Source organism: Serratia sp. CoH_122_TC_1 (assembly GCF_058191755.1).
Window position 1 is genome coordinate 18,752 of sequence record NZ_JBXWLA010000008.1, and the last position, 16,215, is coordinate 34,966.

Genomic DNA, 16,215 nt, shown 5'->3' on the forward strand with positions numbered 1-16,215 from the left:
TTCGTTATTTATCAATACTCAAAGGGAGTTTTCCATGCGCAATACATTCGTACCTTTCGCCATTCTGTCCAGTCTGGTTGCTACGCCGGTTATGGCCGCCACGACAACGGCAACACTTACCGTACAGGCAGTCGTTCAGTCTTCCTGCTATCTGGATTCTAACGCGGGCTCGACCCTGGGCAATGCCCTACTCGATTTCGGCACCCTTTCCAATCTGGAAAATAATGTCGATGCCGAGGCGACCACGGCCGGTTCGGCCCTGTCGATCATTTGCACTAACGGTACCACTTATGACGTTGCGGCAAACCTTGGCAGCAATGCCGACGACCAGCAACGTCAAATGGCGAATGGCAGCAATCGCCTGCCGTACAACCTGTTCTCAGATAACGCGCGCAGCACGCAAATTGCCAATGGCACCACCTTCGCTAGCGGAACGGGTAATGGTCTGTCGCAAAACATCAATATCTATGGCCGAATCCCGGCAGGCACCGCGCTACCAAGTCCAGGAAACTATCTGGACACAGTGACTCTGACAGTGACTTACTAAGATATTTTCACCGCCTCAGTCTCCTGGGGCGGTGAAAAAGAACGGTTTTGGTTAGGAAAGAAGCAATGACACAAATATCAGCAACATTGGTTGATTTCACCGCGAGCATGAAGCACATATTTCCTCAGTTTTTGGAAACTGTGCCGATGCCCATAAAAATGACCCACTATTTCTCAGAGAAAAATCTGACTGATTTCACGCATGATTATCAACACCACAGCAAAAGCATTATCATTTTTTACCTTTCCGATCGTCTCAGTAATCTTGATAGGGAAAAAAGTGTGATAAGCGATTTTCGAATGCTCAACCCAAGACAGACGGGCTTTATCATCTCTGGTGGCGACACTTTGATCATTCGAAATCTTATTACCTCCCTGCCGTACGTGTTGCTGCACAAGGATGAGCCGACCCCCATTCTTGCCTATTATCTGATGCAAGGCTGTTGCAATAGGTATGTACATAGTCCATTAATCAACAAAATCAATGAAATGGAGATTCAGCCTCCGTTAAAAGCACGGGTGCAAAATCTCAATGATAGAGAGAAAGCGGTCATGTATGACTTTTTGATGGGGATGCAGTTGGAGGCTATTGCCCAGAAACGGCAATCACCCAAAAAAACCATTGCCAGCCGCAAGTACAGCGCCATGAGAAAACTGGGCATTGATAATAAAATGCAGCTACTGCTGTTAGATCCAGAATGGTTGACGCTCAGCGAGCCGATCGAAGCCATCAGCAGCGATGTTTCTTTGAGCAATACGGCATCCAGAAGAATCACTCGCCCGCGTTCAAAGCAGAAGCGGCCAAATTGGTGAGCGAGCAAGAATATTCGGTGAATTAACCAGCCTCAACAAGGCATCCGTGCCCCCCGTTTGAAAGTGGATAACGGGAGCCCGTGGCCAAACCAAAATTACATTGAATTAACGTCTTTGAGATTACAATGTTGGGGCAGTGACTACACATGCCAACACCGGGGTTAGCGTCAAAGCCACTCGCCCCAACATTGTTCCCACCGCACCTCGCTGAAGGGCATACTCCCTCCCTAAGTGTTATTGCTTCCAATCCCTAAACTCGCTAAGATCGCTTAAAATATATTTTAAATATTAAACAAAATGAATAAATCTGAGTCGACCCCAGATGCCCGTTTCCTGAATTTACCCGCGGGCTATTTTGGCATGGTATTGGGTATCATTGGCGCAGGCTTTGGGTGGCGTTATGCCGCCACTATTCTGCCTGTCCCCGCTCTCGTCGGTGAAGGGCTGGTGGTCATCGCTACCCTCATCTGGTTTCTGTTGAGCTGCGCTTTTATATACCGGTTATGGCGTTTTCCTCTCAGCGTGAAAGCCGAGATTAAACATCCTCTCATGAGCAGCTATGTCAGTTTATTCCCCGCCACGACTATTCTGGTCGCCATTGGCATTGTGCCCTGGTGGCGTTCACTCGCCGTCGCTATGTTCACGGTGGGCGCCGTGGCGCAACTGAGCTATGCCGCCTGGCAAAGTGCCGGCCTGTGGCGAGGAACACACCCTGCTGAAGCCACTACCCCTGGGCTCTACTTACCCACGGTCGCCAATAACTTTATCAGTTGCATGGCTTGCGGAGCACTGGGGTTCCAGGATCTGGGTCTGCTGTTCCTCGGGGCGGGTGTCCTTTCCTGGCTGAGCCTGGAACCGGCTATTTTACAGCGCCTGCGCAGTCACGGGGAAATGCCGGAACCGGTACGGCTTTCTCTTGGTATTCAACTGGCACCGGCGTTGGTCGCCTGTAGCGCCTGGCTGGCGGTTAATGGCGGTGAGGCGGACGTACTGGCCAAAATGCTTTTTGGCTACGGTCTGCTGCAGCTGTTGTTTATGGTCCGCCTGTTTCCCTGGTATCTGAAAGGCCCCTTTAATCCCGCATTCTGGAGCTTTTCATTCGGGCTTTCTGCGCTCGCCACAACCGCCCTGCATTTGGGGCATGCCAGTCACGGGGGGATATTACCCACCCTCGCCTTGCCCCTTTTCATTTTCAGCAATGTTCTGATCGGCCTGTTATTCGTTCGTACACTGATTTTGCTGTTTCAGGGTGACTTACTGAAATACGCTAAACATCCCTGAAGGCAAGGAGCAGGCTCTCAGCTTACCGACGCGACGATATGTTCGCGCAACCATTGGTGTGCCGGGTCACGGTGGGAACGCTCATGCCACAGCATTGCCATTTCGAACCCCGGAATCTCAACGGGCGGTTCAACGACCTGCAAGGCGCTATTATTACGCACCAGGCGTGAAGGCAGCATCGCCACCAGCTCTGAGCTTGCCAACACCGACATCACAAACAGGAAGTGTGGCACAGAGAGCACGACTCTTCGGCTTAACCCGGCGTCTGCCAGCACGTTATCCGTCACACCGAAAAACCCCCCGCCGTCCGGCGACACCATGACATGCTCCAGCATGCAAAACTGAGCCAGTGACGGCGTTTTTTGCAGGCCTGGGTGCCCCGCACGACCGACCAGCACATAACGTTCACTAAACAGGATCCGCTGACGCAGATTAGGCGGCGAGCCTTCACGCGTATGGAAAGCCAAATCAATCTCCCCCAGTTCTGCCTGTTTCGCAATGCGTGACGGTGCCGTTTCAATCACAGCCAAGCGGCTATGCGGCGCCGCAGTGCGTAAGCCAAGCAACGACGGTTGAACAATGGTCGATTCACCGTAATCAAAAGCGGCCACGCGCCAGATGTTGTCCGCAACCTGAGGATCAAAGGGTTTCGCAGGTGATACTGCGCGGTCCAGGGCTTCAAGCGCCAGACGCAAAGGTTCGCGCAATGCATCGCCACGCGCGGTCGGTCGCATTCCGCGTGGCCCAGGCAGCAGCAAAGGATCGTTAAAAATATCCCTAAGCTTGGCAAGATGAACGCTGACAGAAGGTTGGGAAAGGTTCAGTCGCAGCGCCGCACGGGTCACATTATGTTCAGCAAGCAAAGTATCCAGCGTGACCAGCAAATTAAGATCCAGTCGTCTGATATTATCCATGGTAATACCTATAATATTAGAAATTCATTTCTAATATAGCTGACAACAGCCTACTCTGGCCTCCATCAATTACTGGAGGTCCTACAATGAACGTCTTACTCGTCTATGCTCACCCTGAACCGCAGTCACTGAATGGTTCACTCAAAACGTTTTCAATCCAACATCTCAAGGCCGCAGGCCACGAAGTTAAGGTGTCTGATCTGTACGCCATGCAGTGGAAAGCCACGCTTGACGCAGACGACAGTACAGCAGAACCCGGTGCGCGTTTTGATCCCTCCAGGGATTCTCAACATGCGTTTGCTCAAGGCCTGCAGAGTATGGACATCACACTTGAGCAGGAAAAACTGCGCTGGGCAGATACCGTTATCCTGCAGTTTCCACTGTGGTGGTTCTCAATGCCGGCGATCCTTAAAGGCTGGGTTGAGCGCGTCTATGCGTTTGGATTTGCCTATGGCGTGGGAGAACACTCCGACTCACGTTGGGGAGATCGTTACGGTGAAGGAACCCTGGCTGGCAAACGCGCAATGTTGATTGTGACGACTGGGGGATGGGAGTCTCATTACGCGGCTCGGGGTATCAACGGCCCGATCGATGACATTCTGTTCCCTATTCAGCATGGGATTTTGCATTACCCGGGCTTCGACGTGTTACCCCCCTTCGTCATTTATCGTACCGGCCGAATCGACGAGGCTCGATTTGCCCAGATTAGCCACGCGCTGGGGCAACGTCTGGACAACTTAGGGCAAACCGCTCCCATTCCTTTCCGCCGTCAGAATGCCGGTGAATATGATATCCCGGCATTAACGCTGAAACCCGACATTGCCCCTGAGCGGGTGGGGTTTAGTGCGCACATCGAATCGTGATCACGTGCACCCTATTTAGGGTACTGTGCATCGTATATTACGCCATATGAGCAATAAATGACCGATAGCCCGTAGCGCTGCGGGTAATGTCGTTATTATTCAATTTATCCGCAGCAACATCCGATGCCGACTCTGTTCCGTAGAACGCATAATACGCACTATATTTCGCACTTACATAGTTAATGGTTATTTCAAATGGCCGTAAGACGTCGTCCAGTGCATATTTATAGCGCCCCGAGGTTGAATAGTCCTGCTCCCTGATACCGGCGGTCACTGCTAATGCGACTTTACGATCCTTCATCTTATAACCGCTGCCGGATCCATAGGCCCAGCCGTAGGTGAGCACATCGTCAAGCCACTTCTTCAGCAACGGCGGTGAGCTGAACCAGTAAACCGGAAACTGCAACACGATTTTTTCATGTGCTTCAATAAGTTGCTGTTCTTTCTCAACGTTAATCTTCCAGTCGGGGTAAGCATTATATAATTCATGAACGGTATAGAGTTCAGGATATTTACGTAACTCCGTCAGCCAGGCCTTATTTATCACTGAACTCTCTATATCAGGATGTGCAACCACCACCAGCGTTTTCATTTGATTTATTCCTTTGGATTAGTTCACTGGGGGTATCATATGTTATGCTTTTTTAATGTAAAGTACGCACCTTAACGATATATACTAACCCGCAGGATAGTATCAAATGCCAAATAACGAAATATGCAGCCCGACAGGCGTTAGCCTTGAAGAGACCGGATATGGCTATACGCTGTCGGTGATCAGCGGGAAATATAAAATGATAATTATGTATTGGCTTGCGCAGTATAAGCCGGTTCTCAGGTTCAATGAGCTCCAACGCTGTATTGGCACTATTTCGTATAAAACGCTCAGTGCGACGCTAAAAGAGATGGAAAAAGACGGTATTATCTCCAGAAAGGAATATCCTCAGATCCCCCCCAAAGTTGAGTACAGCCTTTCAGCACGTGGACGCTCATTGATCCCTATCATCGATCTACTCTGTGCTTGGGGAGAGGAACACCGCGAGCCTCCTAAGAACGGCGAATAAATCGCTGTTCCGTCATCTGCTGCCCCCATTGTGTACCCGGTTGTTCATCTGTAAGCACAAAACCGACGCCTTCATACAGGTGCCGGGCAGCATCCAGTCCTTTGAACGTCCAAAGGTGTGTTTCATCAAAGCCTTGCTCGTCACAAAAACTAACGGCATGGTTCAAAAGCTGACGGCCAACACCACGACCGCGTAAACTGTCATCAATAATGAAAGCGCGCAAATGAGCGCGGTTATCCCCCAAGCTTTCACCATCAATGGAAACAGAACCAACGATACGATCCCCGCTCAATGCGGACCAGGTTTGGTTCTGTGGGTGTGACAGTCGGTTCGCGAGCTCGGACAGCATCGAACCGACGGTAGCTTCAAAGAAGGCACCGAACCCCACCGCACGTGAATAATATTGCATGTGCATTTCCAGCGCTCTGCCGACAAATCCGGGCAGATAACCGCTCACGATCTCGATAGGCGGAACAGCAACCGATGCTTCACCCAAGCGATGTGCCCGCAATGCAGCGGCATAATGCTGTAAACCCTCGGCAATGCCGGCACTGGCCCCAACCGGTAGCTTTTCCAGGGCGTTAAGTACCTGATGTTCGGCAAATCTATTGATCCCTGCCAGGGTCTTGCGCCCTTTTTCCGTTAACCGCAGTATCTTTTCTCGTGCGTCCCGCTCACTGGGCTGTGTGATCAGTTCTCCGGTTTTGATCAACTTGTTCAACATGCGGCTGACGCTGGATTTCTCCAGATTGAGTACGCTACACAGTTCTGCCGCAGTATCTACATGCCGATCCCCGATTTCAATCAATGCATGCACGGCTGAAGGCGGCAGATCTGTCCCTGCAAGGGTACTGCCCATAAAACCCAATTCACGCACTAAGTGGCGGGATGCATCCCTGATGGGGTGTAAATACGGACTGGATTGCGTTATCGACATGATTGGTACTCTGATATGGTTGTATTGTACAACCATATCAGAGTTATTCAGGAATTCAAACAGCCGCTACGGCCGGAGAAAAAAATACACACGCAGTTATTCTGGCGCTGAGGACAGGGGTAAAGACGCTGATTCAGGCGCAATCCCCCCTAAATATTAGGCGACGCCCTCGCCTTTTTTTAGCTCTTTCAGGTATTTGTACACTGTCGCACGGCCGAGGGATAACACGTTGGCGATATAATCGGCGGCACTTTTGGCTTTAAAGGCGCCTTCTTTATATAAATCGATCACCAGCTGCTTTTTCTGCTCGCGGGTTAAAGACCCCAGCGATGTGTTTTGTTGACGAATCCACTCGTGCAGGAAGGTATTGATCTTCTCCTGCCAGTCATCTTTGAACAACTGTTGCGGCTGAGGCTGTAAGCGCGTGACCGACAAAAACATATCCAGTGCATTCCTGGCGTCCTCAAACATGGCGGTGCTCAGATTGATGCACAAGAGATAACGGGGGGATCCGTGCTCATCCCGGGCGGCAATACTCACCGAGCGCATTTTTTTGCCGTCCCAATTGAGCTTTTCGTATGGGCCAGTGACCTGACCATCACTGTCGAGTTCAAAATCTTCCAGACCGGCGTCATCACCTGGTTTGCGTTTTGACAGATTATTGGCAAGGTAGGCAATTTTGTTGGTTGAGACATCGTGTATCACCACTTCCACGTTAGGAAAAAACAGCGCAGCGATGCCGTCAGCGACTGACTGCAATAATTCAAGTTGGGACGTGGATTTCAACACGTTGCTCTTTCTCCGTAGCGATTATGCCATGATGACAGTGGTCAATTTCTATCATCCGGTCAGCCGCTTAGCATACCTTAGTTGCCATTGAATGCCGAGCAAGAGAGCGGTATTCCTCCCTTGGCTCACCGCTGCGGTGATGAAACATGTTGAACCCGAGGCGGTACAATACCCCCTGCCTTTTTGTTAACGGAAAGTGAATATCGTCACGAATCATAAAACGGTGGCGCGAACAGCGCTATAGCCTACATTTTGCGTGAACTGTCCGTTAATGGCATAAGATTTTTAATATATCAGCCAGTTGAGGCTATTTTCGCTTAATAAAAATACGATGGCAGGCCGTGTTTACATGAATTCCACTCAGCCGTCAGGAAACGGCATTGTCAACATGATGGTTAAATAAAATGAAACTTTTTGATCACATTCAAGCTTCTGACAAATAGATAAAGGCAAAAATTATGCGTTTTTTGTGCATAAAGTATGAATACCTCGCCGAACCTCCTGACAAAAGTAATTAACTATTCATTTTTACGGCTCAAAACCCGCTGGCAACCGGCTTCCAGCCCGATGAGGGGGGGCTAACAAGCGGCATTTTTAATGGTAAATTTAGCGTCGCAAAAGTGTTATGCACTTAGTAATCCACGGTTAAACAAAATAAATACCTCTATATAAAAAAGGTTGGTTATGGAAAAGCTATCCTACGCTTCAGAAAGCAGCACAACGGCCTGGGCCACCTATCTGCAACAAATCGACCGCGTTGCGCCTTACCTCGGTGATCTGTCGCGTTGGGTCGATACCCTGCGTCACCCTAAGCGTGCGCTAATTGTCGACATCCCTCTGCAGATGGACGACGGTTCGATCCGCCACTTCGAAGGTTTCCGCGTTCAGCACAACCTGTCGCGCGGCCCGGGTAAAGGCGGGATCCGCTACCACCCAGACGTTGACCTCGATGAAGTTATGGCGCTGTCAGCCTGGATGACCATCAAATGTGCGGCAGTCAACCTGCCATACGGTGGTGCCAAGGGGGGGATCCGCGTCGATCCTTTCAAACTGTCTGAAGGCGAGCTGGAAAGATTGACCCGCCGCTACACCAGCGAAATCGGCTTTATCATCGGTCCACAGAAAGATATCCCTGCACCAGACGTGGGTACCAACTCTAAAGTGATGGCCTGGATGATGGATACCTACTCCATGAACCACGGCACCACTATCACCGGCGTAGTCACCGGCAAACCTATCCATCTGGGCGGGTCTCTGGGGCGTGAAAAAGCGACGGGTCGCGGTGTGTTCGTGACAGGTTGTGAAGTGGCCAAGCGTTTGGGCGTGCAAATCGAAGGTGCCAAAGTTGCGGTTCAAGGCTTTGGTAACGTAGGTAGCGAAGCAGCCCGCCTGTTTGTTGGTATCGGCGCGCGTGTGGTGGTTATTCAGGACCACTCGGCAACGCTGTTCAACGCTAACGGCATCGATCTGGCTGCATTGACCGAATGGCAAGCCAAGAACAAGCAGATCGCCGGTTTCCCTGGCGCGAGTGAGATCGAAAGCGAAGCATTCTGGTCTGTTGATATGGACATTCTGATCCCCGCGGCGCTGGAAGGCCAGATTACCCGTCAACGTGCAGAAATTCTCACTGCCAAGCTGGTTCTGGAAGGCGCTAACGGCCCAACCTACCCAGATGCGGACGACGTTCTGCGTTCACGCAACATTACCGTTGTACCTGACGTTATCTGTAACGCCGGCGGCGTAACCGTGAGTTACTTCGAGTGGGTACAGGACATGGCCAGCTACTTCTGGAGCGAGAGCGAGATCAACGAGCGTATGGACAAAATCATGACCGACGCTATGGTCCACGTTTGGAACAAGTCAGAAGAGAAAGAGTGCAGCCTGCGCACCGCGGCTTATATCGTCGCTTGTGAGCGCATCCTGACCGCCCGTAAAGAGCGTGGCATTTACCCAGGTTAATGCATTATTCATCCCGGCTTGCTTTGCAGGCCGGGATATTTCCCTTCCCTCCCCGCGTTAAACCGTTTCACGACCTTTCCAGTGCCGACCTTCGTTTCAGGCGAACAGCGTTTCTTCAATATAGATTCATTCGCGCCCTGCACGCGCCACCGACGACGCCAGCGCAACCGGGCAAAACCGATTGCGCTGCGCCGGTTCGATTCAATGTGAGGATTCGTTGATGCCACCGGCGATCACCGACATGCCGCCGTACCCGACCATCAGCGCGTATTGAATCACGCTTTCAATCAGTTTGGCCCGAGGATCCTTGGTCACGGCGATAGGAAACTCGAGTATACCGCCGAAATTAAAGGCAAAGTTTGCGATAGACTCCGGGATCAATGATTTATAGCTGGTGTTCCACTTCTCATGATTTTCAATAATATTCATGATAACCGGCACATTCCAGACCAGATTGATCACCGACTCCACACCGGCAGATATCGTAGTGGCCAGATGTCCCGTTGGCAACGTCGCAAGACGGATGTTAACGAACCCTTTGACAATACTTATCCCGGTCAGCGTATTGTTCATTTGTTGCCACCAGGTGGCGGTCTGCGCATTGATCAATGTCGCCAGATTGGGGGAAACATAAGACACATTGGCAATCGCCCCCACCAAAGCCAAAGTTTTTGGCCAACTAGCCGCGAAACTGCCATCGCCTTCCTCAGTCACGCGTTGCAGTGAAAGGACCACCACCAGTCCTACGCTGCCTGCTAAGGCAAAGAAAGCGGAGACCAGACCAAACACCTTCAGACGTGCATCATCCAGTACCGGCGTTTCAGCAGCGCGATATCGGTTGGCACCAGGCAGCGAAGAGGACGCCAGCGTGAAGAACTGTTGGCGGACCTGTTCAAAATCTTCGGCCTCCAGTAATCCTTGAGTGAATGCATCCCCTTGCGGGAAGGGAGCAGCGCCAAGGGCGATTTTACCGACCAGGGTGGCCGGGATGGCGGCGATAAAACAGAACAGGTCCAAGAAGGAAAGTTCGTCGCCGGTTAATTCTTTGTATAACCAGGAAATCACGGGAATATCAAGAGACGCGTCCAGTAAGCTCAGAAAACCCTCAGCCAATTGAACAAACACATCGATAGCAGCAAGCAGAATGTTCTCCGTGGTTTGCAGTAGGGTATCAACAATAATCGCGGTGAATTTCTGTATGATCTGAGTCACCGACAACGTATCAAACTGGCCGATAATATCCGTTTGGATCGCGTTATAGGCGCCCACTAACGTGGCCTCTTCGCTATCAAGCAAGTTAAGCAGGTCTTGAAAAATCGCCTGATCCACCGAAGGGGAGCTGAATGTCGAACTCGCGCTCGACATATTGCCTTGATAATGGTGTAAACCGAGCTGAGCCGGCGCGCTGTTTTGCCCATCCAACGGTGGATTTACGGCGCTGGTGCCAGCCGGCGTTTGGTTAAACCCCGGAATATCCGCCCATCTATTGATATCGTTTTGCAACGCGAGAAAAACCGCAGACACTTCCGTCTTGAGGCCACTCAAGCTGTTCACGCTTTGCTTCACCCATTGGGTAAACACGTTTTTCATCACGCGATGGGTAATAAGGATATCCTTGAATTCGAACAGGAACTCCAGGAACTGGATCAAGTCCGTAATAGCCGTTTTGATGGCGTTAAAGACCCAAACCGCAGCCTCCACCACTTTTTCAGCAGCGTCCAGTACCGCCGCGTAGACCTTCCCGGCAATCCTGGCAATGAAGTTCCACGTTTTGCTTGCGGCATCCTCAATGATTTGAATAACGGCTTCCACTCCCGACGCCAACCAACTGAAAAGATCACCGATGTCGACCCACAGGGCATCTATCCCATCGACGCTCAATGTGGACGATGTAGGCGACATTTGTTGCGCCAATGCCGTTTTCTGCAAAGCGGCAGTGCCCAATGTGCCGTAAACCTCGCCTAACTGACTATTTGATGCGGCAACACTTTGCAGTTCCGCATTGGAGACGCCGGCACCGATCAAGGGGCTGGACGAGCCGTCAGCATGGGTAATGGTGGCCTGCTTCAGGCTGTCGACGCTATTAAGTTGCGCGATTTTCCGCATCGGTTTGTCCATCGGGTCCACCAGCGTGGCTGGCCCATTGGCGGGTAATACGCTCAATCGGGTCCCGGTCAGGCCGTTTATCCATTCAATGACGGTTATGCTGCCAAACTCATCGGTATTTATCTGAATGCCGGCGGCATCAATAATATAATACAAATGATTGATATAGACGCCGACTCTGGAACCGGCGCTGATGGAGACCCTCTCCCCTGCAAGCGGTTGGTTATTCTCATCGCTGACCTGGATCCGGGTGGTATAGGAGCTGTACTTTTGGGTATCTTTAATATCCGGCGAAGGCAGCGTAATACTCTGTGACGTCCACAGCGTATTGTCGGTCGATTTCACCCATTTATTCAACAGATTGCCCGCTACCGTGAAGAAGGTGTTGCCGTCGTCCACCCGATTCAGATAAGGCGAGAACTGATCGACCGCAGTGACGATCGGCAATGGATAGCTCCATGCTGAAGGCGATGCCAGCTCTTGACCCAGTGGGCAGCGAAGGTAAAAAATCTCGTCGCTGCCATTCAATCCCCAGACAACGGACATATTGTTGGACTGCGCAGCGTACATTTTTCTCACGCCGTTAAATAGGTTGCTTTGCGCCAGTAAAACACCCATGGCGCCATCCGTCTGATTATCACTCGCAAAGCAGTAAAGCCCACCGTTGCTGCAAACATACAGATCGCTGGACATATTAGGTTTACGGCAGGAGGCAATGCTGTCGGCAATCAGGTTGCCGGGGAGTGATAAACGGGCCGAAAGCGCCGGTATATCAGGGTTGAACACATTGTACAGCGGCTGGAAAATCAACTGCGGGTTACCGTCGACCTGTCCGGCAGTATACAACCCATCGATGGTCGGTTGGTGAGGGCTACCGGACAAATACTGGCGGCCCAAACAGCTACTGTAGCTGCCGGCCTCCAAATCTATCGACACATCGTGCGGCATCCAGGCGGGCGTACCCAAGGTGTTGATGTAATAGCGGGAAATCAGATGCTCAGCGCTGCTGGGATCCCTTAATATATCGACAACGATATATTGTTTGTTGTTAAGGGTCTCGCTCAGAAAAACGCCGGCAATAGTGATGTTCTTTGCCGGGTTATCAAACGGATACTGAACCCACACCGGTTTTTTTAACCAATCGGTATCGGCGTTGGAATTGCCCAGGCTCAGAAACAAATGATCGTTTACGCCGTCATTAAGCACCATCGCCAGGCCAACGGTGCCATCAACCACACTTTGCCCCGCATCGAACATTTTACAAACAATGTTACTCTGCCCGGGAAAACTCTGCGCAATCTGCCCGGCGCTGATGTTGTTTTTTTCCCAACCGGTATCGTGTTTTATCGTCTCTTCGGTTGCGTAAAACGCGCCGTCCGAACCCACTGAAAACAAAAGCGAGTTGCCACTGCGGGTTTGGAGAGCTTCAAACTGCTTCTCCGGCGACATCAGTAACGTCTGTTTGTAATTTTTCATCAACTCTACCGAGACTTCTACTTTTGGCGTAGTCATATTATTTACCTTCTCAGAATTTAGCCGGCTTAATCGACTTGGCTGTCAGTCCTGGTTGAACATACGAAATATGTGAAACCAGGTCCTGATTGTTAGAAAAATCTACGTCTTTGAAGGTAAATGTTTTGCCTCCAGGGAAAACGAAACGCTGGGCAACGTTTAACGGCATACTGTGGAATCCGGTCTGAGAAAAACTGCCGGCCCAGTCGGCAACATCACTAACCAGATCATTAAGACCGGTAAAGAGTTCAATAAACCAGTTGGTGCTCGGTGTAGCATCGGAATTGTCGACAGGTACTGAAATCAGACTGGCTGATAAATGCCCTTCTTGGTCGATAGCCAATGTATAGGTATCTGTAATTGTCTTGTTTATTGCCTTCCAGCTTTCCGAGGACTGCAGGGATCGAATATAGACCGACACGACAAATTTCTGCTCAACGACAATGGTATTGCCGGTAAAGGTAACGGTAGCATTGTATGTCGTACCCAATGTCATCTCGCCCATGTCGCCGCCAAGCCCTGCGTCATCATTGTCGGAAGAGCTGTAGGAATAGGTTAAAATAGTACTCCCCGTCGCCGGAATATCGACGGTCGGCATTTGATAAGGGGTCATGGACCAACTGTAATTGATCGTCGTATCAAGAAAACCGGAAAGCCAGACTCTCACCCAGGCCTTATAACAGTTTGCTGATACGTAATTGGATAGCTGACTTTTAAAATAATTTGCGAAGGTATTCCTGTTTATGGCAATAACACCGTCAAAACTGGACTCTTCGGCAGGTTCGACCCAATTCCAGGAGAAAGGTACCGCCGGTGGAAGGCTGTTTCCATTGACTTCACACAGATAATTAAGCGTATTTAAATCATTAGTGCTGGTACTGCTCGGTGTATAGGGGCTGACCTCAAGTTCCATTTTAGTCAACTTTAGGGTCGACGGATTGTTGTCGGGCGTGTTCTGTACGATAGAGTAATTCAACACAGGTTGGGCATTGGCTTTCATTGCCGTGAAATAAGCCCCTAAAAACACTTCGGATAATACCGTGTAGGCCGGTGTGCCTGGCGTAACACCACTGATCGTTGGCGTTGACTCCAGCGCTGCGTTATCTAAATCAAAAAACAGTTGCTGTACGCTGAAAGCATCCGGTCCCAGATTGTTAAGCTGTTCCTGAACGTCCGGCGGCAGATCGGCATTATCCATAATTTGTTTTAATGAAACGAGAGAGGTAAAAAGCCAGGGCGAATTGGTAGGTTGTGTGGCACTGAAAAAACTGGTCAGGCCATGCCTGCCAAAGTTGCAGGTCACGACCGTAAACTGCGCGCAAATAAGATTGAAAATGACTGATTGGCTAGTGGGTTGCAGCGTAACGATATCAGGAATTGCATTAGGCTCTATGTCGGCAGGAATACCTATAGCAGCCTCAAAGGCAAAATAGAAATTGCTGTTATTAATATTTTCTATTTCAGGTGTCATGGGGTCTCCCTGACTCCAACTTGGCACGGTTAGCGGATCGGTTCCCTGAGTTTGCTGCAAGAGTTCATCTCGGGATATAGCTACCGGCTGGCCTTGATCGTCTTGATTCCAATACATCTTTACCGTGGGGAAGACGGAATTGTATAAATATTCTTTCATCGTTCCATTAATACTGGCCTGAGAAGTGGCTACGACAAAGTCATAACCATAGTGAGAGTCTGATAAATTAGATTGATTTGCACTCATGATAAAACGCCTCCTCGTTGCCTACTGAGTAAGCAAAGATATCGTTAAGTTATATTTAGCTGCGCAATAAAACTCCTGAGTTTTAAATTACCTAAAAAATCCACACTGAATACCCGCAAGCGCGAACAAACAAGCAAGTATCATTACTGTTATTAAGCACGGAATTATTGCTCAGAAAAATTGGCAATATATTCCCACGAGTTGGTTTATGAACCCGTTACGTATCGATAAATATGGCTCGGCATACGCACACCCGCTAATACATGCAAGTAATATACATTGTTAGCAGGTTAATAATAATGCATTGTAATGGCTGTGCTTTGTTTTCGACACGAATTTTCCGCGAGAAAAATTAACACGCCACAAACCTATTTCCAGCAGAAATTTTAATATAGGATACCAGTAGGTATATGCAAGTAACCTGACTGATATAAATATCCTGCATTAAAAATAACAAGACTAACAACATGATTATGTTGTTAGATTTAATTTATTTATCTTATTGAAAGAAATTTTTCATCAAAAAGCCCTTAATCAATACCTGTTAAGTTGCTTTCATGATGCGAGTAAAATAATACCTATCACCGCAGGCCGTTTCCAGGCGTATCGACGCGATACCGCAGAGAAGGCAAGCCACTGCCTTGATTCTGGTTCGCGCTCCCTGCCCGCATAAGCTATATGTTAGGGATCCTTTCCCCCTCCGGAGAACGTCCTCATGAGTAAGAAAAAGATCCTGATGCTGGTCGGCGACTATGCCGAAGATTATGAAACTATGGTGCCGTTTCAGGCATTACAGATGATTGGTCACCAGGTTGATGCGGTTTGCCCCGACAAAGTTAAAGGCGACTACATCATGACGGCGATCCATGATTTTGACGGTGCGCAAACCTACAGTGAAAAACCCGGCCATCGCTTTACTTTGAATGCAGACTTTTCAACCGCGAAAGAAGAAAACTATGACGCCTTGTTGATCCCCGGCGGCAGAGCCCCTGAGTATCTGCGCTTGAATCCGCAGGTTATCAAACTGGTACAGGCCTTTGATGCGGCACGTAAACCGATCGCCGCCGTTTGCCACGGCCCCCAGCTGTTGGCCGCTGCCGGCGTTTTAAAAGGGAGAACCTGTAGTGCCTACCCGGCCTGTGCCCCAGAAGTGCAGTTGGCCGGCGGTCACTATGCGGATATCGGAATCGATCAAGCCCACGTCGACGGTAATCTGGTCACGGCCCCGGCATGGCCTGCACATCCGCAATGGTTGGCAAAATTCGCGGAAATATTGCAACAATAGAGTTACAACGTCACATATACGCCTATCGGTCTTTTATCGGTTAGCGTTACCGCACTCTTACAGTACCCTGGCAAGGATTGCTTGCGGTTGGGGTAAATACCGAGAGTCATCAAGACAGGGGCGACATCAGGGCCATCACAGGCTTCCCCGTCGCCCTGCTTCTCAGTCAGAATAAAGCACCTACACGCCATGCTCCGGGGGGCGCTTGAAAAAATTTTCTACCTGCTCCGACGATTTTGAAAAGGGAATAGCAGACTGAACTTTTGTTGCACACATTGTGATTTTCACCTATGCTTTTTGCCAAGGTGATGGTGTTCCACCTTTCCCAACCGCCGGACTGTCCAGTTCGGATGATGACGCCTGATATACATTTTTGCTTTTATCCTTAGGCACGTATGTCAGGTACCGTTATGAAAAAAATTAGCGTTTTCT

The 16,215-nt window shown here is 49.9% G+C and carries 13 protein-coding genes and 1 riboswitch; of the genes, 7 read left to right on the top strand and 6 right to left on the bottom strand.

Annotation, left to right across the window (positions count from 1 at the left end; translation table 11 throughout):
• Positions 1-34 precede the first annotated feature (34 nt).
• The 3 genes from AC2FC2_RS11735 (at position 35) to tehA (ending at position 2,640) form a co-directional block, all read left to right on the top strand.
• The gene (locus tag AC2FC2_RS11735; protein ID WP_265553263.1) at positions 35-547 is read left to right on the top strand and encodes a Csu type fimbrial protein; all 513 of its coding nucleotides are present in this window, start codon (positions 35-37) and stop codon (positions 545-547) included.
• A gap of 65 nt (positions 548-612) precedes the next feature.
• Positions 613-1,359 carry a helix-turn-helix transcriptional regulator gene (locus tag AC2FC2_RS11740; protein WP_490659258.1) on the top strand — a complete coding sequence of 249 codons (747 nt, stop codon included), beginning with the start codon at positions 613-615 and terminating at the stop codon, positions 1,357-1,359.
• Between the two features lie 297 nt (positions 1,360-1,656).
• Entirely contained in the window at positions 1,657-2,640 is a 984-nt protein-coding gene (gene tehA, locus AC2FC2_RS11745; protein WP_490659259.1) for a dicarboxylate transporter/tellurite-resistance protein TehA, read from the top strand.
• A gap of 17 nt (positions 2,641-2,657) precedes the next feature.
• Here the strand turns inward: tehA and AC2FC2_RS11750 are convergent, their stop codons facing one another.
• Complete coding sequence (locus AC2FC2_RS11750; RefSeq protein ID WP_404759596.1) at positions 2,658-3,554, bottom strand: LysR family transcriptional regulator; 897 nt, start codon at positions 3,552-3,554, stop codon at positions 2,658-2,660.
• Between the two features lie 86 nt (positions 3,555-3,640).
• Between AC2FC2_RS11750 and AC2FC2_RS11755 the strand changes: the two genes are divergently transcribed.
• Positions 3,641-4,417 (top strand): NAD(P)H-dependent oxidoreductase, encoded by a 777-nt coding sequence (locus tag AC2FC2_RS11755; protein WP_490659260.1) that lies wholly within the window; start codon positions 3,641-3,643, stop codon positions 4,415-4,417.
• A gap of 37 nt (positions 4,418-4,454) precedes the next feature.
• On the opposite strand, the gene AC2FC2_RS11760 is transcribed toward AC2FC2_RS11755, so the two are convergent.
• On the bottom strand, positions 4,455-5,009 hold the full coding sequence (locus AC2FC2_RS11760) for an NAD(P)H-dependent oxidoreductase (protein ID WP_265553272.1): 555 nt from the start codon (positions 5,007-5,009) through the stop codon (positions 4,455-4,457).
• A gap of 106 nt (positions 5,010-5,115) precedes the next feature.
• On the opposite strand from AC2FC2_RS11760, the gene AC2FC2_RS11765 reads away from it, so the two are divergent.
• Positions 5,116-5,478, top strand: coding sequence for a winged helix-turn-helix transcriptional regulator (locus AC2FC2_RS11765; protein WP_209633483.1), 363 nt, complete (start codon positions 5,116-5,118; stop codon positions 5,476-5,478).
• On the opposite strand, the gene AC2FC2_RS11770 is transcribed toward AC2FC2_RS11765, so the two are convergent.
• Positions 5,462-6,415, bottom strand: coding sequence for a bifunctional helix-turn-helix transcriptional regulator/GNAT family N-acetyltransferase (locus AC2FC2_RS11770; RefSeq protein ID WP_490659261.1), 954 nt, complete (start codon positions 6,413-6,415; stop codon positions 5,462-5,464). The genes AC2FC2_RS11765 and AC2FC2_RS11770 overlap by 17 nt on opposite strands.
• Positions 6,416-6,571: 156 nt before the next feature.
• Complete coding sequence (locus AC2FC2_RS11775) at positions 6,572-7,204, bottom strand: helix-turn-helix transcriptional regulator (protein ID WP_490659262.1); 633 nt, start codon at positions 7,202-7,204, stop codon at positions 6,572-6,574.
• Positions 7,205-7,888: 684 nt separating this feature from the next.
• On the opposite strand from AC2FC2_RS11775, the gene AC2FC2_RS11780 reads away from it, so the two are divergent.
• Positions 7,889-9,163, top strand: a complete 1,275-nt coding sequence (locus AC2FC2_RS11780) for a Glu/Leu/Phe/Val family dehydrogenase (protein ID WP_209633491.1) — start codon at positions 7,889-7,891, stop codon at positions 9,161-9,163.
• A 201-nt stretch (positions 9,164-9,364) separates the two neighbouring features.
• Here the strand turns inward: AC2FC2_RS11780 and AC2FC2_RS11785 are convergent, their stop codons facing one another.
• Positions 9,365-12,781 (bottom strand): hypothetical protein, encoded by a 3,417-nt coding sequence (locus tag AC2FC2_RS11785; protein ID WP_490659263.1) that lies wholly within the window; start codon positions 12,779-12,781, stop codon positions 9,365-9,367.
• Between the two features lie 13 nt (positions 12,782-12,794).
• On the bottom strand, positions 12,795-14,498 hold the full coding sequence (locus AC2FC2_RS11790; RefSeq protein ID WP_490659264.1) for a hypothetical protein: 1,704 nt from the start codon (positions 14,496-14,498) through the stop codon (positions 12,795-12,797).
• 715 nt (positions 14,499-15,213) lie between these two features.
• Here AC2FC2_RS11790 and AC2FC2_RS11795 point away from each other — a divergent pair.
• Complete coding sequence (locus tag AC2FC2_RS11795; protein WP_490659265.1) at positions 15,214-15,783, top strand: DJ-1/PfpI family protein; 570 nt, start codon at positions 15,214-15,216, stop codon at positions 15,781-15,783.
• A 295-nt stretch (positions 15,784-16,078) separates the two neighbouring features.
• Positions 16,079-16,153: riboswitch (Fluoride riboswitch) on the top strand.
• The last annotated feature ends 62 nt before the right edge of the window (positions 16,154-16,215 follow it).

Coding starts and splice junctions, on each gene's coding strand:
- AC2FC2_RS11735 (WP_265553263.1), top strand. CDS start 35: ATGCGCAATACATTCGTACCTTTCGCCATTCTGTCCAGTCTGGTTGCT.
- AC2FC2_RS11740 (WP_490659258.1), top strand. CDS start 613: ATGACACAAATATCAGCAACATTGGTTGATTTCACCGCGAGCATGAAG.
- AC2FC2_RS11755 (WP_490659260.1), top strand. CDS start 3,641: ATGAACGTCTTACTCGTCTATGCTCACCCTGAACCGCAGTCACTGAAT.
- tehA (WP_490659259.1), top strand. CDS start 1,657: ATGAATAAATCTGAGTCGACCCCAGATGCCCGTTTCCTGAATTTACCC.
- AC2FC2_RS11750 (WP_404759596.1), bottom strand. CDS start 3,554: ATGGATAATATCAGACGACTGGATCTTAATTTGCTGGTCACGCTGGAT.
- AC2FC2_RS11785 (WP_490659263.1), bottom strand. CDS start 12,781: ATGACTACGCCAAAAGTAGAAGTCTCGGTAGAGTTGATGAAAAATTAC.
- AC2FC2_RS11760 (WP_265553272.1), bottom strand. CDS start 5,009: ATGAAAACGCTGGTGGTGGTTGCACATCCTGATATAGAGAGTTCAGTG.
- AC2FC2_RS11765 (WP_209633483.1), top strand. CDS start 5,116: ATGCCAAATAACGAAATATGCAGCCCGACAGGCGTTAGCCTTGAAGAG.
- AC2FC2_RS11795 (WP_490659265.1), top strand. CDS start 15,214: ATGAGTAAGAAAAAGATCCTGATGCTGGTCGGCGACTATGCCGAAGAT.
- AC2FC2_RS11780 (WP_209633491.1), top strand. CDS start 7,889: ATGGAAAAGCTATCCTACGCTTCAGAAAGCAGCACAACGGCCTGGGCC.
- AC2FC2_RS11770 (WP_490659261.1), bottom strand. CDS start 6,415: ATGTCGATAACGCAATCCAGTCCGTATTTACACCCCATCAGGGATGCA.
- AC2FC2_RS11790 (WP_490659264.1), bottom strand. CDS start 14,498: ATGAGTGCAAATCAATCTAATTTATCAGACTCTCACTATGGTTATGAC.